Origin of the sequence: Stutzerimonas nosocomialis, from assembly GCF_005876855.1 — a bacterium.
GTDB classification, from domain to species: domain Bacteria; phylum Pseudomonadota; class Gammaproteobacteria; order Pseudomonadales; family Pseudomonadaceae; genus Stutzerimonas; species Stutzerimonas nosocomialis.
The window spans coordinates 62739-82245 of the sequence record NZ_QLAE01000019.1 but is presented as its reverse complement, the minus strand read 5'-3'; the positions used below and the strand labels follow the sequence as shown (position 1 = coordinate 82245).

18 protein-coding genes and 1 riboswitch are annotated in these 19507 nt (G+C 67.5%); of the genes, 12 read left to right on the top strand and 6 right to left on the bottom strand.

All coding sequences use genetic code 11. The features are described from left to right. Positions 1 to 140: 140 nt before the first annotated feature. Positions 141 to 1094, top strand: a complete 954-nt coding sequence (locus DN824_RS13370) for a LysR family transcriptional regulator (RefSeq protein WP_138408894.1) — start codon at positions 141 to 143, stop codon at positions 1092 to 1094. Next, positions 1091 to 2023, top strand: coding sequence for a 2-hydroxyacid dehydrogenase (locus tag DN824_RS13365; RefSeq protein ID WP_138408893.1), 933 nt, complete (start codon positions 1091 to 1093; stop codon positions 2021 to 2023). The genes DN824_RS13370 and DN824_RS13365 overlap by 4 nt, the downstream gene beginning before the upstream one ends. Positions 2024 to 2042: 19 nt before the next feature. On the opposite strand, the gene DN824_RS13360 is transcribed toward DN824_RS13365, so the two are convergent. The 3 genes from DN824_RS13360 to mpl form a co-directional block, all read right to left on the bottom strand. Then, entirely contained in the window at positions 2043 to 2339 is a 297-nt protein-coding gene (locus DN824_RS13360; protein ID WP_138408892.1) for a YceK/YidQ family lipoprotein, read from the bottom strand. A 184-nt stretch (positions 2340 to 2523) separates the two neighbouring features. Next, positions 2524 to 3153: a flavin prenyltransferase UbiX gene (gene ubiX, locus DN824_RS13355; RefSeq protein WP_138408891.1), complete on the bottom strand. Its 630-nt coding sequence runs from the start codon at positions 3151 to 3153 to the stop codon at positions 2524 to 2526. 191 nt (positions 3154 to 3344) lie between these two features. Next, positions 3345 to 4694, bottom strand: a complete 1350-nt coding sequence (gene mpl / locus DN824_RS13350) for a UDP-N-acetylmuramate:L-alanyl-gamma-D-glutamyl-meso-diaminopimelate ligase (RefSeq protein ID WP_138408890.1) — start codon at positions 4692 to 4694, stop codon at positions 3345 to 3347. 192 nt (positions 4695 to 4886) lie between these two features. Between mpl and exaC the strand changes: the two genes are divergently transcribed. The 10 genes from exaC to DN824_RS13300 all read left to right on the top strand — a co-directional run bounded on the left by exaC (position 4887) and on the right by DN824_RS13300 (position 17567). Next, positions 4887 to 6407, top strand: coding sequence for an acetaldehyde dehydrogenase ExaC (exaC, locus tag DN824_RS13345; RefSeq protein WP_138408889.1), 1521 nt, complete (start codon positions 4887 to 4889; stop codon positions 6405 to 6407). 227 nt (positions 6408 to 6634) lie between these two features. Then, entirely contained in the window at positions 6635 to 8083 is a 1449-nt protein-coding gene (eat, locus tag DN824_RS13340) for an ethanolamine permease (RefSeq protein WP_138408888.1), read from the top strand. 11 nt (positions 8084 to 8094) lie between these two features. Further along, on the top strand, positions 8095 to 9489 hold the full coding sequence (locus DN824_RS13335) for an ethanolamine ammonia-lyase subunit EutB (protein ID WP_138408887.1): 1395 nt from the start codon (positions 8095 to 8097) through the stop codon (positions 9487 to 9489). 89 nt (positions 9490 to 9578) lie between these two features. After that, complete coding sequence (eutC, locus tag DN824_RS13330; protein WP_138408886.1) at positions 9579 to 10385, top strand: ethanolamine ammonia-lyase subunit EutC; 807 nt, start codon at positions 9579 to 9581, stop codon at positions 10383 to 10385. An 88-nt stretch (positions 10386 to 10473) separates the two neighbouring features. Continuing rightward, positions 10474 to 11298, top strand: coding sequence for a M90 family metallopeptidase (locus DN824_RS13325; RefSeq protein WP_138408885.1), 825 nt, complete (start codon positions 10474 to 10476; stop codon positions 11296 to 11298). A gap of 144 nt (positions 11299 to 11442) precedes the next feature. Continuing rightward, the gene (ppa, locus tag DN824_RS13320; protein WP_138408884.1) at positions 11443 to 11970 is read left to right on the top strand and encodes an inorganic diphosphatase; all 528 of its coding nucleotides are present in this window, start codon (positions 11443 to 11445) and stop codon (positions 11968 to 11970) included. Positions 11971 to 12141: 171 nt separating this feature from the next. Further along, entirely contained in the window at positions 12142 to 12384 is a 243-nt protein-coding gene (locus DN824_RS13315) for an exodeoxyribonuclease VII small subunit (RefSeq protein WP_138408883.1), read from the top strand. Further along, positions 12381 to 13268 (top strand): polyprenyl synthetase family protein, encoded by an 888-nt coding sequence (locus DN824_RS13310; protein ID WP_138408882.1) that lies wholly within the window; start codon positions 12381 to 12383, stop codon positions 13266 to 13268. Before DN824_RS13315 ends, DN824_RS13310 begins: the two co-directional genes overlap by 4 nt. Positions 13269 to 13399: 131 nt before the next feature. Further along, positions 13400 to 15325, top strand: coding sequence for a 1-deoxy-D-xylulose-5-phosphate synthase (gene dxs / locus DN824_RS13305; protein WP_138408881.1), 1926 nt, complete (start codon positions 13400 to 13402; stop codon positions 15323 to 15325). 29 nt (positions 15326 to 15354) lie between these two features. Beyond that, a riboswitch (cobalamin riboswitch) is annotated at positions 15355 to 15564 on the top strand. A gap of 98 nt (positions 15565 to 15662) precedes the next feature. Continuing rightward, positions 15663 to 17567: a TonB-dependent receptor domain-containing protein gene (locus DN824_RS13300; RefSeq protein ID WP_138408880.1), complete on the top strand. Its 1905-nt coding sequence runs from the start codon at positions 15663 to 15665 to the stop codon at positions 17565 to 17567. Here DN824_RS13300 and DN824_RS13295 read toward each other — a convergent pair. From DN824_RS13295 to ribA, 3 genes are read right to left on the bottom strand one after another with little or no spacing between them, the layout of a single operon-like run. Next, positions 17564 to 18370: a cobalamin-binding protein gene (locus tag DN824_RS13295; protein WP_138408879.1), complete on the bottom strand. Its 807-nt coding sequence runs from the start codon at positions 18368 to 18370 to the stop codon at positions 17564 to 17566. The two genes, DN824_RS13300 and DN824_RS13295, sit on opposite strands and share 4 nt — an antisense overlap. After that, the gene (locus tag DN824_RS13290; RefSeq protein WP_138408878.1) at positions 18370 to 18786 is read right to left on the bottom strand and encodes a hypothetical protein; all 417 of its coding nucleotides are present in this window, start codon (positions 18784 to 18786) and stop codon (positions 18370 to 18372) included. Before DN824_RS13290 ends, DN824_RS13295 begins: the two co-directional genes overlap by 1 nt. Further along, positions 18783 to 19400 (bottom strand): GTP cyclohydrolase II, encoded by a 618-nt coding sequence (ribA, locus tag DN824_RS13285; protein WP_138408877.1) that lies wholly within the window; start codon positions 19398 to 19400, stop codon positions 18783 to 18785. Before ribA ends, DN824_RS13290 begins: the two co-directional genes overlap by 4 nt. Positions 19401 to 19507 lie beyond the last annotated feature (107 nt).

The window sequence follows — 19507 nt, the reverse complement described above, 5'->3', positions numbered from 1 at the left end:
TAGCTGTCAAACACGACCGCCCTCGAAACGCTCCTTCGCGAACACCCTTGCCAGGACCGCGACCACAGGTCCACTTTAAAAATCGGGGTCGTTGCTGCCTAATGACAGCTGCTGATTGAGCGATAACCGGCGCTTATCCCATGATCGCACCGCTTGCCACCCTCGCTTCACGACTGCGCATCAAGCAGCTGCGCCTGCTCATCGCCCTCGACGAGCAGGGTTCGCTGCACCGCGCCGCCGAGCAGGTCGCCATCAGCCAGCCGGGTGCGACCAAGGCGCTGCACGAGATCGAAAGCACCTTCGGCACCCCGCTGTTCACCCGCACCAGCCAAGGGCTGGTGGCCAACGACCTGGGGCGCTGCGTGATCCGCTACGCGCGGCTGATCCACAGCGACCTGGCCCACCTGCGCGAGGAAATGGTGGGCATCAGCCAGGGCTATGGAGGCCGGCTGGCGGTGGGCATCATCATGGGCGCGGTGCCGCTGCTGATGCGGGCGCTCACCCGTCTGCGGGCCAAGCAGCCGGAGCTGTCGGTGGAAATCATCGAAGACACCAGCGCGCGCCTGCTCGGGCTGATCGACCAGGGCCGCCTGGACCTGGCCATCTGCCGCAACAGCGTCAGCCGCAGGCCCGACGCCTACACCTGCGTCAGCCTGCACGAGGAGCCGCTGGTGCTGGTCGCCCATCCCGAGCATCCACTGGCCGGCAGCACCCGGCTCGAACTGCACCAGCTGCAGGGCTATCGCTGGGTGATCTTCCCCAGCAACATGCCGATGCGCCTGCTGCTCGAACGCGAATTCATCCAGGCGGGCCTCGAGTTTCCGCGCTACCCGCTGGAGACCGCCTCCACCTTCACCACCCTCAGCCTGCTGCGCGAAGACCCCGAACTGGTGGCCCTGATGCCGCGCGATGTCGCCCAGTTCAGCGAAGGTTTCGGCATGATCCGCCGCCTCCCCCTGAGCCTGCAGTCACGCAGCGAACCCTACGGCGTGGTGACCCGCAACGGCGCCAGCCTCGCGCCACCGGCGCAGCTGCTGCTCGAAGAACTGCAGCGTGAAAGCGCAAGCGATGCCACCTCCGAGGACCGCCCATGAAACCGCAGCTACTGATTCTCGCGCCCCTTTCCGCCGACAGCCTCGAGCGCATCAGCCAAGACTACGACACGCTCTACGCACCGGATGCCATCAGCCGGGACAAGGCGGTGAGCGAGCACGGCGCGGCGATCCAGGCGGTGCTGACCATCGGCACCCTCGGACTGAGCGCCGACGAAATCGAGCGGATGCCACGGCTGTCCTTCGTCGCGGCGCTAGGGGTGGGCTACGAGAAGATCGACCTGGACGCCGCCCGCGCCCGCGGCATCGTCGTCGCCAACGGGGCCGGCAGCAACGCCGCCTGCGTCGCCGACCACGCCATGGCGCTGCTGCTTGCGGTGATCCGCGACCTCAACCGGCTCGACCGCCTCTGCCGCGAAGGCGTGTGGCGCGATGCGCTGCCGATGCAGGACAGCGTGACCGGCAAGCGGCTGGGCATCCTCGGCCTGGGCAGCATCGGCGAGCAACTGGCGCGCCGCGCCGTGGCGTTCGATATGAGCATCGGCTACCACAGCCGCCACCCCCGCAGCGACTGCGCGTACCGCTACTTCTCCGACGTGGAGGCCCTGGCGCGCTGGTGCGACTGCCTGGTAGTGGCGGTTCCCGGCGGCGCCGCCACGCACCACCTGGTCGACGCCGCGGTGCTGCATGCCCTGGGACCGGCGGGTTACCTGGTGAATGTGGCGCGCGGCAGCGTCGTCGACAGCACGGCGCTGGCCCACGCACTGGAAGAAAAGCGAATCGCCGGAGCGGCACTGGATGTCTACGAAAGCGAACCAGAACCCCCGCAGGCGCTGCTGCACCTGGACAACCTGATCCTCACGCCCCACGTCGGAGGGCGCTCGCCCCAGGCACTGGAGCAATCGGTCCAGCTGTTCTTGCAGAACATAGGCCGCCATTTCGCCGGCGAGCCGCCGCTCACGCCCGTCTAGCACGAGCGGCCCGGCGGGCTCAGCGACCGCCCTGGACGTTGAGCCCCACCCCGAGCACCGCCGCGAGGGAAAACGGCAACAACAGGGTATCGAGCAACAGGCTGCCCGGCAGATCGAGCGCCGCGTGGCGCGGGGCCTCGGCACCGAAGCGGTCCAGCGGGCAACAGCCGCCGTTGAGCGAGTACCAGTCCAGCCGGGTGCCGGAATAGACGATCGGCGCGCCCGGCTTCGAAGCATCCAGGGTCCGCACGGTGGCGCAGCCGTTGAGCAACAGCGATGCGGCAAGGGCCACTGCGATCCTGGGGAATCGTTGCATGGTGCTGCCTCCCAATCGAGTTGCGCGCGGTGATTTCGTCTTCGACTCGTCGACTATGGACCACGCCCCGTCGCCCAGTTCCGGGCATGCACGGCGTATCGCTACGCAACGAGGCCTGTCCGCCCGGATGGGCAAGCGAGTGATGTCAGGGGCCGCGATCCAGAGTATCCGGCGGCCCTCCCCGCTACTCGTCGCTGACCAGATGGTGCTCGCCCCAGCGCGGCAGCATGTTCTGGGGGATATTGAGCAGGTTGAGGATGCGCGCGACGACGAAGTCGATCAGGTCGTCCAGCGTCTGCGGCTGGTGGTAGAAGCCGGGCGATGCCGGCAGGATCACCGCGCCGAGGTTCGACAGCTTGAGCATGTTTTCCAGGTGGATGCTCGAATACGGCGCCTCGCGCGGCACCAGGATCAGCTGACGGCGCTCCTTGAGGGCCACGTCCGCCGCGCGCTCGATGAGGTTGTTGCAGGCGCCGGTGGCGATGGCCGACAGGGTTCCGGTGGAACAGGGCACTACCACCATGGCGGTCGGCGCGCCGGAACCGGAGGCCGGCGGCGCCATCCAGTCTTCCTTGGCGAACACCCGGATCTGCCCGGCGGCGGCGCCGGTGTACTCCGAGAGAAACGCCTGCATCGCCTGCGGCTTGGCCGGCAGCGTCACGTCGGTCTCGGTGGCCATCACCAGCTGCGCCGCCTTGGAAATGAGGAAGTGCACCTCGCGGTCTTCCTGCACCAGGCAATCGAGCAGGCGCAGGCCGTATTGCGCGCCGGACGCGCCGGTCATGGCTAGGGTGATGCGTTCCGGTCCGCTCATCGATCTGCTCCGTCGGGCGAGCGCAGCCACGCCCATTCGTTCATGCGGGAGGCACCCGCGTCTGTCTGAAAATACGTGGGAAAGCCTTCGGCGATTCCCGCCACACGACCGCCCTGCTTCCGTAGGGTGGAAACCGCGAAGCGTTTCCACCGGCATGTTCACGCGTGGAAAAGCCTTCGGCGTTTTCCACCCTACGCCAGGGCGGCGGCGAGCTTGACGTGCAAGCCGCCGAAGCCGCCGTTGCTCATGATCACCACCTGGGTACCCGGCTTCGCATCGGCCTTGACCTTGGCGATGATCGCTTCGAGCGAATCGCATACGGTCGTCTCCACGGGCGAGCCGGCCACGGTCGCGGCCAGGTCCCAGCCGAGGTTCGGCGGCGCGTACCAGATGGCCTGATCGGCCAGCGCCACCGATTCGGCCAGGCCTTCGCGGTGCGCGCCCAGCTTCATGGAGTTGGAGCGCGGCTCGACCACCGCGATGATCGGCGCGTCGCCGACACGCTTGCGCAGGCCATCGAGGGTCGTGGCGATGGCGGTCGGGTGATGGGCGAAATCGTCGTAGAGCGTGATGCCCCTGATCTCGGCGACCTTCTCCATGCGCCGCTTGACGCTCTTGAATGCGCTCAGCGCCTCGGCGCCCTGCCGGGGCAAGACGCCGACGTGGCGTGCCGCCGCCAGGGTCGCCAGGGCATTGCTGACGTTGTGCAGCCCGGTCAGCTCCCAGTCCACCACACCCTGCACGGCGCCGTCGAAGATCACCTCGAAGCGCGAGCCGTCGGCGCTGAGCAGATGGGCCCGCCACTGCCCGCCGTCACCGGTGGTCTGCACCGGCGTCCAGCAGCCCATGCCGATCACCCGCTTGAGCGCTTCTTCCGCTTGCGGGTGGATGACCAGCCCCTCGCTCGGGATGGTGCGCACCAGATGATGGAATTGCCGCTCGATCGCCGCGAGATCCGGGAAGATATCGGCATGGTCGAACTCGAGATTGTTCAGGATCGCCGTGCGCGGGCGGTAGTGGACGAATTTGCTGCGCTTGTCGAAGAAGGCGCTGTCGTATTCGTCCGCCTCGACCACGAAGAACGGCGTGCCGCCCAGGCGCGCCGAGATGCCGAAGTTCTGCGGCACCCCGCCGATGAGGAAGCCCGGGCTCATGCCGGCGTGTTCCAGCACCCAGGCCAGCATGCTGCTGGTGGTGGTCTTGCCGTGGGTCCCGGCCGCCGCGAGGACCCAGCGCCCTTGCAGCACATGGTCGGCCAGCCACTGCGGGCCGGACACGTAGGGCAGCCCCTTGTTCAGCACGTATTCGACGGCCGGGTTACCGCGGGTCATGGCGTTGCCGACGACCACCAGGTCGGGCGCGGGCTCCAGGTGAGCCGGCTCGTAGCCCTGCATCAGCTCGATGCCCTGGGCCTGGAGCTGGGTGCTCATCGGGGGATAGACGTTGGCATCCGAACCGGTGACCCGGTGGCCAAGCTCCTTGGCCAGCACCGCAAGCGACCCCATGAAGGTGCCGCAGATGCCGAGAATATGGATATGCATGTCGTCTCTCTGCACAGGAGTGAGGCGCGCTCCAGAGGCGCGGCTGAGGCCGCCGAAGGCAGCCAGGAATGGGCCGCAGATTAACACAGGGCCCGGCGGCGATCCGTGCATCACTTCGTTCGCCGCTCGCCGGCCGGTGATCTACGCTTGATGCACAGCAGTCCTCACAATTACAAGATCAGGAGACTTCCCATGCGTTACGCCCATCCCGGCAGCGAAGGCGCCATCGTTACCTTCAAGTCTCGCTACGGCAACTACATCGGCGGCGAATTCGTCGAGCCGGTGAACGGCCACTATTTCACCAACCTGTCTCCGGTCAACGGCCAGCCTATCGCCGAATTCCCGCGCTCCAACGAGGCGGACATCGAAAAGGCGCTGGACGCCGCCCACGCCGCCGCCGATGCCTGGGGCAAGACCAGCGTGCAAGCGCGCTCGCTGATCCTGCTGAAGATCGCCGATCGCATCGAGCAGAACCTGGAGATGCTCGCCATCACCGAAACCTGGGACAACGGCAAGGCGGTGCGCGAAACCCTGAACGCCGACATCCCCCTGGCCGCCGACCACTTCCGCTATTTCGCCGGCTGCATCCGCGCGCAGGAAGGCACCAGCGCCGAAATCGACGAACACACCGCCGCCTACCACTTCCACGACCCCCTGGGCGTGGTCGGGCAGATCATCCCCTGGAACTTCCCGATCCTGATGGCGGCCTGGAAGCTCGCCCCGGCGCTCGCGGCCGGTAACGCCATCGTGCTCAAGCCCGCCGAACAGACACCGCTGGGCATCAGCGTGCTGCTGGAGGTGATCGGCGACCTGCTGCCGCCGGGCGTGCTCAACGTGGTGCACGGCTATGGCCGCGAGGCCGGCGAGGCGCTGGCCTCGAGCAAGCGCATCGCCAAGATCGCCTTCACCGGCTCCACCCCGGTGGGCTCGCACATCATGAAGCGCGCCGCCGAGAGCATCATCCCGAGCACCGTGGAGCTGGGCGGGAAGAGCCCGAACATCTATTTCGAAGACATCATGCAGGCCGAGCCGACCTTCATCGAGAAGGCCGCCGAAGGCCTGGTGCTGGGCTTCTTCAACCAGGGCGAGGTGTGCACCTGCCCGTCGCGGGCGCTGGTGCAGGAATCGATCTACGCGCCCTTCATGGACGCGGTGATGAAGAAGGTCGCGCAGATCAAGCGCGGCGACCCGCTGGACACCGACACCATGGTCGGCGCCCAGGCCAGCCAGCAGCAGTTCGACAAGATCATGTCGTATCTGGAAATCGCCCAGCAGGAAGGCGCCGAAGTGCTCACCGGCGGTGGCGTGGAGAAACTCGAAGGCTCGCTGGCGACCGGCTATTACATCCAGCCGACCCTGCTCAAGGGCACCAACAAGATGCGCGTGTTCCAGGAGGAAATCTTCGGCCCGGTAATCGGCGTCACCACCTTCAAGGACGAAGCCGAAGCGCTGGCCATCGCCAACGACACCGAATACGGCCTCGGCGCGGGCGTCTGGACCCGCGACATCAACCGCGCCTACCGCATGGGCCGGGCGATCAAGGCCGGCCGCGTCTGGACCAACTGCTATCACCTCTACCCCGCCCATGCGGCGTTCGGCGGCTACAAGAAGTCCGGCGTCGGGCGCGAGACCCACAAGATGATCCTCGACCACTACCAGCAGACCAAGAACCTGCTGGTGAGCTACGACATCAACCCGCTGGGCTTCTTCTGAAGCCACGGCGAGGCGGGTGCCCGCAGGGGCGCCCGCCTGTGTCTGCGCAATCGACCATCGGACTGGCGCACCAGGTGCGCCTCGCCTGCGCCCGTCAACGCCCCAAAACCGTGCAGCACCACGCATTCCACCCCGCGCCGGCCGGTGCGAATCGGCCCGTCCAGCCCAGGGCACACCGCTTGCTAGCAGAACCGTCGTAAGCCCAACCTTCTCCAGAGGATCCCCGCATGGCTATTGAACACGGCAGTTCGACATCCCCCGGCGCTGCCATCGATTTCGAAGCGGTAGGCAGCCAGTACTTCCAGCAGCGTGAACTGAAAAAGGGGGCCGCCGGCTGGGTGCTGCTGGTCGGCCTCGGCGTCGCCTATGTGATTTCCGGCGACTACGCCGGCTGGAACTTCGGCCTGGCCCAGGGCGGCTGGGGCGGGCTGTTCATCGCCACGCTGCTGATGGCGACCATGTACCTGTGCATGTGCTTCTCGCTGGCCGAACTCTCCTCGATGATTCCCACCGCCGGGGGCGGCTACGGCTTCGCCCGCAGTGCGTTCGGCCCGCTGGGCGGATTCCTCACCGGCACGGCGATCCTCATCGAATACGCCATCGCCCCGGCCGCCATCGCCGTGTTCATCGGCGCCTATTGCGAGTCGCTGTTCGGCATCGGCGGCTGGGCGATCTACCTGGCCTTCTACATTGTCTTCATCGGCATCCACATTTTCGGTGTCGGCGAGGCGCTCAAGCTGATGTTCGTCATCACTGCCGTCGCCGCGCTGGCGCTGGCCGTGTTCATCGTGGCGATGGTGCCGCACTTCTCCGTCGACAAGCTGCTGGACATCGCCCCCACCACGGCGGCCGGCGCCAGCGCCTTCCTGCCATTCGGCTACGTCGGCATCTGGGCGGCGATCCCCTACGCCATCTGGTTCTTCCTCGCCGTCGAAGGCGTGCCGCTGGCCGCCGAGGAAACCAAGAACCCGCAGCGCGACATGCCGCGCGGGCTGATCGGCGCGATGCTGATCCTGGTCGCCTTCGCCGGCCTGATCCTGCTGGTCGGGCCGGGTGGCGCGGGCTCCAGCACCCTGGTCGCGTCCGGCAACCCGCTGGTCGAGGCGCTGACCACCGCCTACGGCTCCTCGACCTGGATGAGCGGCTTCGTCAACCTGGTCGGTCTGGCCGGCCTGATCGCCAGCTTCTTCTCGATCATCTACGCCTATTCGCGGCAGATCTTCGCGCTGTCGCGAGCCGGCTACCTGCCGCGCAGGCTCTCGCTGACCAACAAGAACAAGGCGCCGGTGATGGCGCTCATCATTCCGGGCGTGATCGGCTTCCTGCTCTCGCTGACCGGGCAGGGCGACCTGCTGATCCTGGTGGCGGTGTTCGGCGCGACCATCTCCTACGTGCTGATGATGGCCTCGCACATCGTCCTGCGCCTGCGTCGGCCCGACATGCATCGCCCCTACAAGACGCCCGGCGGCATCCTGACCTCGAGCGTCGCCCTGGTGCTGGCCTGCATCGCGGTCATCGCGGGCTTTCTGGTCGATCCGCGGGTGATCGTCGGCGCGGCGATCATCTATGGCATCTTCATCGCCTACTTCGCCTTCTACAGCCGCCACCACCTCGTCGCGGGCACGCCCGAGGAGGAGTTCGCGGCCATCGAGAAGGCCGAGGCATCGCTCAACTGACGGAGACGGCAATGGCGGGTCTTACCCACAGCGTAGGCGGCATCACCTGGCGCTTCGACAGCCTGCGGGAGGTGCTGGCCAAGGCCAGCCCGGCGCGCTCGGGCGACTACCTCGCCGAAATCGCGGCCGGCAGCGACGCCGAGCGGGTCGCCGCGCAGATGTGCCTGGCGCAGCTGCCGCTCAAGCGCTTCCTCAACGAGGCTCTGGTCCCCTACGAAAAGGACGAGGTCACCCGCCTGATCATCGACAGCCACGACGCCGCGGCCTTCGCCCCGGTCAGCCACCTGACCGTGGGCGATTTTCGCAACTGGCTGCTGGGCGACGAGGCCGACGAAGCCTCGCTCAGGGCCCTGGCCCCCGGGCTCACGCCCGAGATGGTCGCCGCGGTGTCGAAGATCATGCGGGTGCAGGACCTGATCCTGGTGGCGCAGAAGGTTCGGGTGGTCAGCCGCTTTCGCAACACCATCGGCCTGCGCGGACGCATGTCCACCCGCCTGCAGCCCAACCACCCCACCGACGACGGCGCGGGCATCGCCGCCAGCATCGTCGACGGGCTGCTCTACGGCAACGGCGACGCGGTGATCGGCATCAACCCGGCCACCGACAGCACCAGCGGGATCTGCGAACTGCTGAAGATGCTCGACGCCATCATCCAGCGCTACGAGATCCCAACCCAGGGATGCATCCTGACCCACGTCACCACCTCGATCGAGGCCATCGAGCGAGGCGCGCCGCTGGACCTGGTGTTCCAGTCCATCGCCGGCACCGAGGCGGCCAACGCCAGCTTCGGCATCGACCTCGCCGTGCTTCAGGAAGGCTACGAGGCGGGCCTGTCGCAGAAGCGCGGCACCGTCGGCGACAACCTGATGTACTTCGAGACGGGCCAGGGCAGCGCGCTGTCGGCCAACGCCCACCACGGCGTCGACCAGCAGACCTGCGAGGCCCGCGCCTACGCCGTGGCGCGTCGCTTCAAACCGCTGCTGGTGAACACCGTGGTCGGCTTCATCGGCCCGGAATACCTCTACAACGGCAAGCAGATCATCCGCGCCGGGCTCGAAGACCACTTCTGCGCCAAGCTGCTCGGCGTCCCCATGGGCTGCGACATCTGCTACACCAACCATGCCGAAGCCGACCAGGACGACATGGACATGCTGCTGACCCTGCTCGGAACCGCCGGCATCAACTTCATCATGGGCATTCCCGGCTCGGACGACGTGATGCTCAACTACCAGACCACCTCGTTCCACGACGCGCTCTACCTGCGCCAGAGCCTGGGGCTCAGGCCCGCGCCGGAATTCGAGGCGTGGCTGGCGAAGATGGAAATCCTGCGCCAGGACGGCGGCCGCCTCCACCTGGGAGAGCAGTTGCCGACCGCGTTCCGCCAGGCACTGGAGCGCATGGCATGAACGGCCCCGGGCCATCCAGCCGGCCGGCTGCGCCCCATTCCATCGCTTGCGCCTAGCAAGCTCGCCAACCCAAGCGACCCGAGGCCAGCATGCCCGACAGACCCACCACCGTCGCCAACCCCTGGAACCACCTGCGCCAGCTCACCCCGGCCCGCATCGCCCTGGGACGCGCCGGCGCCAGCCTGCCCACCGACGCCCAGCTGGACTTCCAGTTCGCCCACGCCCAGGCGCGCGACGCGGTGCACCTGGCGCTGGACACCGAGGCGCTTGCCGAGCGCCTCGCGCAGGCCGGCTTCGACTGCCTGCAGCTGCACAGCGCCGCCGCGGACCGCAACACCTACCTGCAACGACCCGATCTCGGCCGGCGGCTGGACGAAGCCTCGGCCGCCACGCTGGACCGCCATGCCACGGCACACCCCGACGGTCATGACCTGGCCGTGGTGATCGCCGACGGCCTGTCCGCCCTCGCCGTCGAGCGCCACGCCCTGGCCCTGCTCACCCGTTTCACCGAGCAGGCCGCGGCCGATGGCTGGCGCCTGGCACCGATCTGCCTGGTGCAGCAGGGCCGCGTGGCGCTGGGCGACGAAATCGGCGAGCGGCTCGGCGCGAAGATGACGGTCATGCTCCTGGGCGAACGCCCCGGCCTCAGTTCGCCGGACAGCCTGGGCCTGTACTTCACCTATGCGCCGAAAGTGGGGCGCACCGACGCCGACCGCAACTGCATCTCCAACATCCGCCTCGAAGGGCTGAGCTACAACCTGGCCGCTCACCGCCTCCTCTACCTGATGCGCGAGGCCTGCCGGCGGCAGCTGTCGGGCGTGAAGCTCAAGGACGACGCCCAGATGCTCAGCGTCGACGACGACGCACCGAAGCACGGCAATTTCCTGCTGGGCTAGAGCGGCCCGTCATCAACGCTTCGGCTTCGGCTTGCCGCTCTCCGGCGGCCCGCTTAAGGTGGTCGCCTTCCCGGCTGGAAACTCGTCCATGTGGTCATTTCGTCAATGGCGCCGCAAGCGCACCCTCGCTCGCCTGGCGGTCGAACCCGCGCTCTGGCAAAGCGTGCTCGACAGCCTGCCGATTCTCGATGGCCTCACCCCCGACGAAACCGAGCGCCTGCGTGAGCGCAGCCTGTTGTTCCTGCATGCCAAACGCCTGACCGCCCTGCCCGGCGTCGAACTCGACATCGCCGATCACCTGCGCCTGGCCGCCCAGGCGCAGCTGCCGCTGCTGCACCTGGCCGACCTCAACTGGTACCAGGGCTTCCATGAAATCGTGATCTACCCCGACGACTTCCGCAGCCCGCAGAAACACCGCGACTCGGCGGGCGTCGTCCACGAGTGGGATGCCGAGCACAGCGGCGAAGCCTGGCTGCAGGGGCCGGTGATCCTCGCCGCGCCCGGGGTGCAGGAGAGCGGCGGCTGGGAGGCCTACAACCTGATCATCCACGAGCTGGCCCACAAGCTCGACATGCTCAACGGCGACGCCAACGGCCTGCCGCCCCTGCATGCCGACATGCGCATCGCGGACTGGGCGCAGGCCATGCAGAGCGCCTATGACGCGCTCAACGCCACGCTCGACGCCGACCCCGACGCGCAGACGCCGATCGACCCCTATGCCGCGGAAGATCCCGCCGAGTTCTTCGCCGTCACCAGCGAGTATTTCTTCAGCGCGCCAGACCTGCTGCTGGAGGCCTTTCCGGCCGTCTACGAGCAGCTGCACCGCTTCTATCGGCAGGACCCGGCGGCGCGCCTGCGCCACTTGCAGGCCGGTCATCCCGACTATGCCGTGCCGCCGACGGAACCCGCCTGACTTGTGCGCGTCGAATGGCGACCCGCAACCACGACCATTGGCTAGCCCCCTCGGTCGTGGCAACGCATCGGGAATCTGCCTATAATCGCGGCCACTTTTTCCGCCCCACCAGGCCAGCGCTGGCCGACCACGGAGCCTTCATCCATGAGCTACAGCAAGATCCCGGCCGGCAAGGACCTGCCTAACGACATCTACGTCGCCATCGAGATCCCGGCCAACCACGCGCCGATCAAGTACGAAATCGACAAGGACAGCGACTGCCTGTTCGTCGACCGTTTCATGGCCACTCCGATGTTCTACCCGGCCAACTACGGCTACATCCCCAACACCCTGGCCGACGACGGCGACCCGCTCGACGTGCTCGTGGTCACCCCCTACCCCGTCGCGCCCGGCTCGGTCATCCGCGCCCGTCCCGTCGGCGTGCTGCACATGACCGACGAAGCCGGCGGCGACGCCAAGCTGATCGCCGTTCCCCACGACAAGCTCAGCCAGCTGTACGTGGACATCAAGGAATACACCGACCTGCCGGCCCTGCTGCTCGAGCAGATCAAGCACTTCTTCGAGAACTACAAGGATCTGGAGAAGGGCAAGTGGGTCAAGGTAGAAGGCTGGGGCAACGCCGACGCCGCCCGCGCCGAAATCACCAAGGCGGTTGCGGCTTACCAGAAGTAAGCCTGCGCCACCCCCTGAAGCCGGCCACAAGCCGGCTTTTTTATTGCCCGCGTTTCAGCCGGCGCACTCGGACGTCCTGCTCGTCGCAGCCTGCAACAGCCCGGCGTTGGCGGTAGTGGACAAGCTCTGCTAGTGTCGCGCCGGTTCAGCCGCCCCACACAGGTTTCCCCCATGGCCCGCAAGAAAGCCGCGCTCGATTTCGAACAGTCCATCGCCGACCTGCAGCAGCTGGTCGAGCGCCTCGAGAGCGGGGAGCTCTCGCTCGAAGACTCGCTGACCTGCTTCGAGCAGGGCATCCGCCTGACCCGCGACTGCCAGGCCGCGCTGACCCAGGCCGAGCAGAAGGTGCAAATCCTCCTCGAGCGCGACGGCGAATTGCAGGAAGCGCCCTTCGAGACGGATACCGACGCATGATTCTCCAGTACCAGAAGGCCTGCCAGGCCCGTGTCGACGGCTGCCTCGATGCCCTGTTCCAACCGCCGCGAAGCGAACTCGCCCGGCTCTATGAGGCGATGCGCTACAGCGTGATGAACGGCGGCAAGCGGGTGCGGCCGCTGCTGGTCTACGCCGCCAGCGAAGCCCTCGGCGGCGAGCCGGCACAGGCCGATGGCGCGGCCTGCGCCGTCGAGCTGATTCATGCGTATTCGCTGGTGCACGACGACCTGCCGGCGATGGACGACGACGACCTGCGCCGCGGCCAGCCGACCACCCACAAGGCCTTCGACGAAGCCTGCGCGATCCTCGCCGGCGACGGGCTGCAGAGCCTGGCCTTCGAAGCGCTGGCCGCCAGGGACTTCAACCCCGCGGACGCCGCCCTGCGCCTGGAGATGCTGGTGGCCCTGGCACGCGCCGCCGGGCCGGCCGGCATGGTCGGCGGCCAGGCGATCGACCTCGGCTCGGTGGGTCACAAGCTCGACCGCCAGGCACTGGAGACCATGCACCGGCACAAGACCGGCGCGCTGATCGAAGCCAGCGTCCATCTCGGCGCGCTGTCGAGCGGCAACGCCACGCCCGAGGTCCTGGCGGCGCTCGGCCTCTACGCCCGGGCGATCGGGCTGGCCTTCCAGGTGCAGGACGACATCCTGGATGTCGAGAGCGACACCCTGACCCTCGGCAAGCATCAGGGGGCGGACATCGCCCGCGACAAGCCCACCTACCCGGCACTGCTCGGCCTCGCGCCCGCCAAGGCCTATGCCACCGAGCTGTGCGACCAGGCGCTGGCGGCCATCGAACCCCTGGGCGCCCCCGCCCAACCGCTGCGCGAGCTGGCCCGTTTCATCGTCGAACGACGCAGCTGAACCGGCGCCGCGGGTACCGGCCTTTTGCCAGAGCCCACGGTCCACGCCGCACCTTGAGGTCGCGCGGCGTTCTTATCGGGGAATCCATCGGTTAAACTGCCGCTCTTTTTCCAAATAAAACGATTCGCCTGATGCCCAAGACGTTTCATGAGATTCCTCGGGTGCGCCCGTCGACGCCCGTCCTTGACCGTGCGGCCACACCCGAGCAACTGCGCCGGCTGGGCGAAACGGAGCTCGAGACCCTCGCCGACGAGCTGCGCCAGGAGCTGCTGTTCAGCGTCGGCCAGACCGGCGGGCACTTCGGTGCCGGGCTCGGCGTCATCGAACTGACCATCGCCCTGCACTACGTCTTCGATACACCCGACGACCGGCTGGTCTGGGATGTCGGCCACCAGGCCTATCCGCACAAGATCCTCACCGGACGCCGCGAGCGCATGGCCAGCCTGCGCCAGAAGGATGGCCTGGCCGCCTTCCCGCGCCGCAGCGAAAGCGAGTACGACACCTTCGGCGTCGGCCATTCGAGCACCTCCATCAGCGCAGCCCTGGGCATGGCGATCGCGGCGCGCCTGCAGGGTCAGTCGCGCAAGGCGATCGCCGTCATCGGTGACGGCGCGCTGACCGCCGGCATGGCCTTCGAGGCCCTCAATCACGCGCCGGAAGTCGGCGCCGACATGCTGGTGGTGCTCAACGACAACGACATGTCGATCTCGCGCAACGTCGGCGGGCTGTCCAACTACCTGGCCAAGATCCTCTCCAGCCGCACCTACAGCAGCATGCGCGAAGGCAGCAAGAAGGTGCTTTCGCGGCTGCCCGGGGCCTGGGAAATCGCCCGTCGCACCGAGGAGTACGCCAAGGGCATGCTGGTGCCGGGCACCCTGTTCGAGGAACTGGGCTGGAACTACATCGGGCCCATCGACGGCCACGACCTGCCGATCCTGATCGCCACCCTGCGCAACATGCGCGACCTGAAGGGTCCGCAGTTCCTCCACGTGGTGACGAAGAAGGGCAAGGGCTTCGCGCCGGCCGAGGTCGACCCGATCACCTGGCATGCGATCAGCAAGCTGGACCCGGTCGATGCCCCGAGCACGCCCAAGCCCGTCACCGGCCCGAAGTACTCCAACGTCTTCGGCCAGTGGCTGTGCGACATGGCCGAAGCCGATCCGCGCCTTGCCGGCATCACCCCGGCGATGAAGGAAGGCTCGGACCTGGTGGCCTTCAGCGAGCGCTTCCCGGAGCGCTACTTCGACGTCGCGATCGCCGAGCAGCACGCCGTCACCCTGGCCGCGGGCATGGCCTGCGAGGGTGCCAAGCCGGTGGTGGCGATCTACTCGACCTTCCTCCAGCGCGCCTACGACCAGCTGATCCACGACGTCGCGGTGCAGCACCTCGATGTGCTCTTCGCCATCGACCGCGCCGGCCTGGTGGGCGAAGACGGCCCGACCCACGCCGGCAGCTTCGACCTCTCCTACCTGCGCTGCATCCCGGGCATGCTGGTGATGACGCCCAGCGACGAGAACGAGATGCGCCGCATGCTCACCACCGGCTACCACTACGCCGGCCCGGCAGCGGTGCGCTACCCGCGCGGCAACGGACCGAACGCCGCGATCGAGCCGGGCCTGCAGCCACTGGAAATCGGCAAGTCGGTGGTTCGCCGCGAAGGCAAGCGGACTGCGCTGCTGGTCTTCGGCGTGCAACTGCCGCAGGCGATGGAAGTGGCCGAGAAACTCGATGCGACGGTCGTCGATATGCGCTTCGTCAAGCCGTTGGACGAAGACCGGGTGCGTTCGCTGGCCGAGCAGCACGAGCTGCTGGTGACCCTCGAGGAAAACAGCATCATGGGCGGTGCCGGCAGCGCGGTCAGCGAATACCTGGCCGCCCAGGGCATCGTGGTTCCGCTGCTGCACCTGGGTTTGCCGGACACCTACGTCGAGCATGCCAAGCCGAACCAGATGCTCGCCGAGTGCGGCCTCGACGCCCCCGGCATCGAGGCCTCGGTGCGTGCCCGACTGGCCGCGCTCGACAGCGCAACGCCACGTGCCACCGGCTCTGGCGCTTGAGTTTTATCCGACCGCGCCTTATGGTGCGCGGCGTTTCGATTGACCGAGGTCGCCCGTACTGACATGCGGGCGTCAAAAGGGAAGCAGGTGCGCCAATCGGCAAGGCCTGCGCTGCCCCCGCAACGGTAAGTGACCGCGATCCTTTGATCGCCGCGTTTCCGACAACCACTGGGCGTGCCCGGGAAGGTGGAAACGTGAGCGTCGCAAGCCCGGAGACCTGCCTCGGACAGTAGCGACTGGTGCTGCGGAGGGCTGCACCGTCAAGCGCAGCCCTCGATAACGGCCTGCGCTTGCCCTGCCCTCCTCAAAAAGCTGTTCGATTTTTTGAGGATCTCCAATGAAAGTGTCCCCTGTTGCCCTGGCCGTGGCGCTTCTGCCCGCAGCCGTCCATCACGCCTGCGCCCAGGACAGGCCCGACCTGCTGCTCGACGATGTGGTGATCACCGCCAACCGCAGCGCACAGCCCCGCAGCGAAAGCTCCGCCGCCGTCACGGTATTCACCCGCGAGGACATCGAGCGCCTGCGCCCAGCCAGCGTCACCGAGCTGCTCGAGCGCGTGCCCGGCGTGCAGGTCGTGCATAACGGCGGTCGTGGCAGCAACGTCACCCTGCTGGTACGCGGAACTAGCAACGACCAGACGCTCCTGCTGATCGACGGTCAGCGCAGCGGGCCGATTTCCTCCGGCGGCGGCAGCCTGCAATACCTCAGCGTCGAGCAGATCGAACGGGTGGAAGTGCTGCGCGGCTCCCGCTCGGCGCTCTACGGGGCCGACGCCATTGGCGGCGTGGTGCAGATTTTCACCCGCCGCGGCGGTCAGGGGCTCGAACCGCGCCTGCGCATCGCCGGCGGCAGCCAGGGCACCTGGGAGCGCAGCCTGGGGCTTTCCGGCGGCGACCAGCACACCCGTTTCAGCCTCAACGCCAGCCTCGAGGAGACCCAGGGCATCGACCATACCGGCCCGTCCTACCAGACCGATGCCGACCACGACGCCTATCGCAACCAGTCCTTCGCGCTTTCGCTCGTCCACCGCTTCAGCGATGCCCTGGAGGGCGGGCTGAACCTGCTCGACCAGCGCGGCAAGAGCGAGTACGACAACCCCTACGGGCGCGAGGACGCCTCCTGGAACACTTTCGCCCAGGCCCCCTACAACCGCTTTGCGGTGGGTAACGCCAGCGTCTATCTGGACGGCGAGATCAACCGGACCTGGTCCAGCCGCCTGGAGCTCGGCCATTCCGAGGACAAGCTCGACAGCCGCGACAAGCTGTTCCCCCAGAGCGACCGCTTCAACAGCTACCGGAATTCGGCCGCCTGGCTCAACACGCTCCGGCTCGGCGAGCGCCACAGCCTGCTGCTCGGCGCCGACTACCTCAACGACAAGCTCCGCAGCAACACCGTCTATGACGAGCAGAGCCGCTGGAACCAGGCCGGATTCATCCAGCACACCTACCGCGGCCAGGGGTTCTCCACCGAGCTCGGCCTGCGCCACGACAAGAATCAGCAGTACGGCAGCGAGAACACCTGGAACGCCGCGCTGACGCTGCCGGTCGACGAGGCCAATACGCTGGTGCTGTCATACGCCGAAGGCTTCCGCGCGCCGACCTTCAACCAGCTGTATTACCCGGCCAGCCCCGTCTTCGGCCGAAGCAGCAACCCCGACCTGTCCCCCGAAACCTCCAGGAGCTACGAGCTGCAATGGCGCAGCCAGCTGGCCGAGCGCACACGCCTCGAGGCCTCGATCTACCGTACCGACATTCGCGACCTGATCGCCTATGACACCGCCTCGTCGAACAACCAGAACGTCGCCACGGCCAGGATCAACGGCTTCGAGGCGGCGCTGGCGCATGAACTGCTCGGCTGGCAGGCCAATCTGGCGATCGGCGTGCTCGATCCACGTAACCGCGAATCCGGCAAGACCCTGGCACGTCGCGCCAAGCGCACGCTGAGCCTGGACCTGGACCGTCGTTTCGGCGCCGTCGGGGTGGGTGCCAGCTGGCTGGCTGTCAGCCGCAGCTACGACGATGCCGCCAATACCCGCGAACTGGCCGGTTACGGGGTGCTCGACCTGCGCGGCAGCTGGCAGGCGAGCAGCGAGCTGAGCTGGGACCTCAAGCTGAGCAACCTGCTGGACAAGCACTACAGCCGCGCCCTGTATTCCTCCACGGCCAACGGTTACAGCTACTACGGCTACGAGTCCATTCCGCGCAGCCTGATGGTCGGCTTCACCTGGACGCCGTCGCTCTAGTCGACGCGTGCATCCGCGAGCCGCTCGCACAGCCGCTCGGTGGCATCGAGCATCTGCAGGCTGGGCCGCTCGATCCCGCGGTCGGGAACGGCCCAGACCTGATCGCGGCGCACCGCCGTCAGCTGCGGCCAGCGTTGCCAGGCGTCGCGCTGGCCCGGCTCGCTGGTCAGGATGACGGCCGGGTCGCGCGCCAGTACCGCTTCGATTCCAACCTGGGGTGCCGGTAGCCGCAGGTCGGCGAACAGGTTGCGGGCCCCGCAGGTGGCCAAGGCATCGGATATCACCTGCGTCCCGCCGATGGTGTACAGCGGCTCGTCCCAGATCTGATAGAACACCGGAATCGGCGTCGCCCGGCGGTAGCGTTCCCGCAACCGCGCCAGCCGGTCGCGCAGATGCGCCGCCCGTGTGCGCCCGGCTTCGGCGCGACCGATGCGCTCGCCGATCGCCTCGAGCTGGTCGGCGAGATCGTCCAACCGCCTCGGGGTCGCCTGGTAGAGCGGGATGCCGAAACCGGCCAGCTGTTCGCGCTGGGCGCTGCTGATGCTGTCCGGCCAGAGCAGGATCAGGTCCGGGCGCAGGCTCAGCAGGGTTTCCAGCTCCAGCTTGCCGTAGCGGCCCACCGAGGGAATCCCCGCGAGTGCCGCGGGCCGCTCGCCGCCATCGAGCACGCCGACCAGCAGTTCACCTGCGCCCAGTTCGAGCATGACTTCACTCATCGAGGGCGCCAGACTGACCACGCGCTCGGCCGCATCAGCGGTGAACGCGCCCAGCAGGGCCAGCGACAGCAGCAGCCGCCTGCGCATCAGTCCAGCTGTCGCGGTATGCGGTAGAGCACCAGCAATGCCAGGCTGCCGACGACCAGCAGCCACTGGGCCACCGGCTCGAGCCCCAGGGGCACGCCGGTCGCCGCGAGCCAGGCAGGCAGTGCCGCACCGATCAGCGCACGGCGACGCACCCGTCGCAAGTCGGCCCAGGCAGCGGGTTCGGCATCGGTGTCGAGCGCACGCTCGGTGGCGATCAGGGCATGCTTGAAGGCGGTGAAGCGTGCCAGGCTGAAGAAGAAAGTCAGCAGGCTCGCGCAGAACAGCGGCATCGCCAGTTGCGGGAAGAACTGAAGGTCGGCGAACAGCAGCCTGCTGATCAGCACCGGAAGCAGCACCAACGGCCATTGCAGCCAGCCGTCACGCGCGAGCTGGCGCCGAGCCGCCTCGCGCATCATGACTGCTCGGCTTCGCCCTGGTGGATCTCGCCGAGCATGTGTCCCAGCTTGCCGGCCTTGGTGGCCAGGTACTTCTCGTTGTGGGGGTTGTGCGCGATCTGCAGCGGCTTGCGCTCCACCACGCGGATTCCGTAGCCCTGCAATGCCCTCACCTTGCGCGGGTTGTTGGTCATCAGCTTGATCTCGGCGATGCCCAGATGCTCGAGCATCGGCAGGCAAATGGCGTAGTCGCGCATGTCGGGAGCGAAGCCCAGCCGCTCGTTGGCCTCGACCGTGTCGGCTCCGGTGTCCTGCAGGGCGTAGGCGCGAATCTTGTTCAAGAGCCCGATGCCGCGCCCCTCCTGACGCAGATAGAGCAAGGCGCCGCGGCCTTCCTGGGCGATCGCCCGCAGCGCCGCCTCGAGCTGGAATCCGCAATCGCAGCGCAGGCTGAACAGCGCATCGCCCGTCAGACACTCCGAATGCAGGCGGCCCAGCACCGGTTTGCCATCGGCCACGTCCCCCATCGTCAGGACCACATGCTCCTTGCCAGTTTCCTGGTCGAGAAAACCGTGCATGGTGAAGACCCCGAAAGGCGTCGGCAGTTGGGAGGCGGCGACGAAGACGACAGGCACCGGAGAGACTCCAGAAAGGCAGGAAAGGGCAATATTGTAACAGCTGAGCAGGCCACCGGCTGCATGTGGTGCGTGCGCTGATCCGGCCGATCAGCGCACTGGGGGGC

What these genes read in the sequence shown, in the direction of transcription:
- ubiX (WP_138408891.1), bottom strand. Translation starts at nt 3,153, where the DNA reads ATGAGCGGACCGGAACGCATCACCCTAGCCATGACCGGCGCGTCCGGC.
- eutC (WP_138408886.1), top strand. Translation starts at nt 9,579, where the DNA reads ATGCCCGACAGACCCACCACCGTCGCCAACCCCTGGAACCACCTGCGC.
- mpl (WP_138408890.1), bottom strand. Translation starts at nt 4,694, where the DNA reads ATGCATATCCATATTCTCGGCATCTGCGGCACCTTCATGGGGTCGCTT.
- eat (WP_138408888.1), top strand. Translation starts at nt 6,635, where the DNA reads ATGGCTATTGAACACGGCAGTTCGACATCCCCCGGCGCTGCCATCGAT.
- dxs (WP_138408881.1), top strand. Translation starts at nt 13,400, where the DNA reads ATGCCCAAGACGTTTCATGAGATTCCTCGGGTGCGCCCGTCGACGCCC.
- ppa (WP_138408884.1), top strand. Translation starts at nt 11,443, where the DNA reads ATGAGCTACAGCAAGATCCCGGCCGGCAAGGACCTGCCTAACGACATC.
- DN824_RS13300 (WP_138408880.1), top strand. Translation starts at nt 15,663, where the DNA reads ATGAAAGTGTCCCCTGTTGCCCTGGCCGTGGCGCTTCTGCCCGCAGCC.
- DN824_RS13360 (WP_138408892.1), bottom strand. Translation starts at nt 2,339, where the DNA reads ATGCAACGATTCCCCAGGATCGCAGTGGCCCTTGCCGCATCGCTGTTG.
- DN824_RS13310 (WP_138408882.1), top strand. Translation starts at nt 12,381, where the DNA reads ATGATTCTCCAGTACCAGAAGGCCTGCCAGGCCCGTGTCGACGGCTGC.
- exaC (WP_138408889.1), top strand. Translation starts at nt 4,887, where the DNA reads ATGCGTTACGCCCATCCCGGCAGCGAAGGCGCCATCGTTACCTTCAAG.
- DN824_RS13370 (WP_138408894.1), top strand. Translation starts at nt 141, where the DNA reads ATGATCGCACCGCTTGCCACCCTCGCTTCACGACTGCGCATCAAGCAG.
- DN824_RS13295 (WP_138408879.1), bottom strand. Translation starts at nt 18,370, where the DNA reads ATGCGCAGGCGGCTGCTGCTGTCGCTGGCCCTGCTGGGCGCGTTCACC.
- DN824_RS13290 (WP_138408878.1), bottom strand. Translation starts at nt 18,786, where the DNA reads ATGATGCGCGAGGCGGCTCGGCGCCAGCTCGCGCGTGACGGCTGGCTG.
- DN824_RS13365 (WP_138408893.1), top strand. Translation starts at nt 1,091, where the DNA reads ATGAAACCGCAGCTACTGATTCTCGCGCCCCTTTCCGCCGACAGCCTC.
- DN824_RS13325 (WP_138408885.1), top strand. Translation starts at nt 10,474, where the DNA reads ATGTGGTCATTTCGTCAATGGCGCCGCAAGCGCACCCTCGCTCGCCTG.
- DN824_RS13315 (WP_138408883.1), top strand. Translation starts at nt 12,142, where the DNA reads ATGGCCCGCAAGAAAGCCGCGCTCGATTTCGAACAGTCCATCGCCGAC.
- DN824_RS13335 (WP_138408887.1), top strand. Translation starts at nt 8,095, where the DNA reads ATGGCGGGTCTTACCCACAGCGTAGGCGGCATCACCTGGCGCTTCGAC.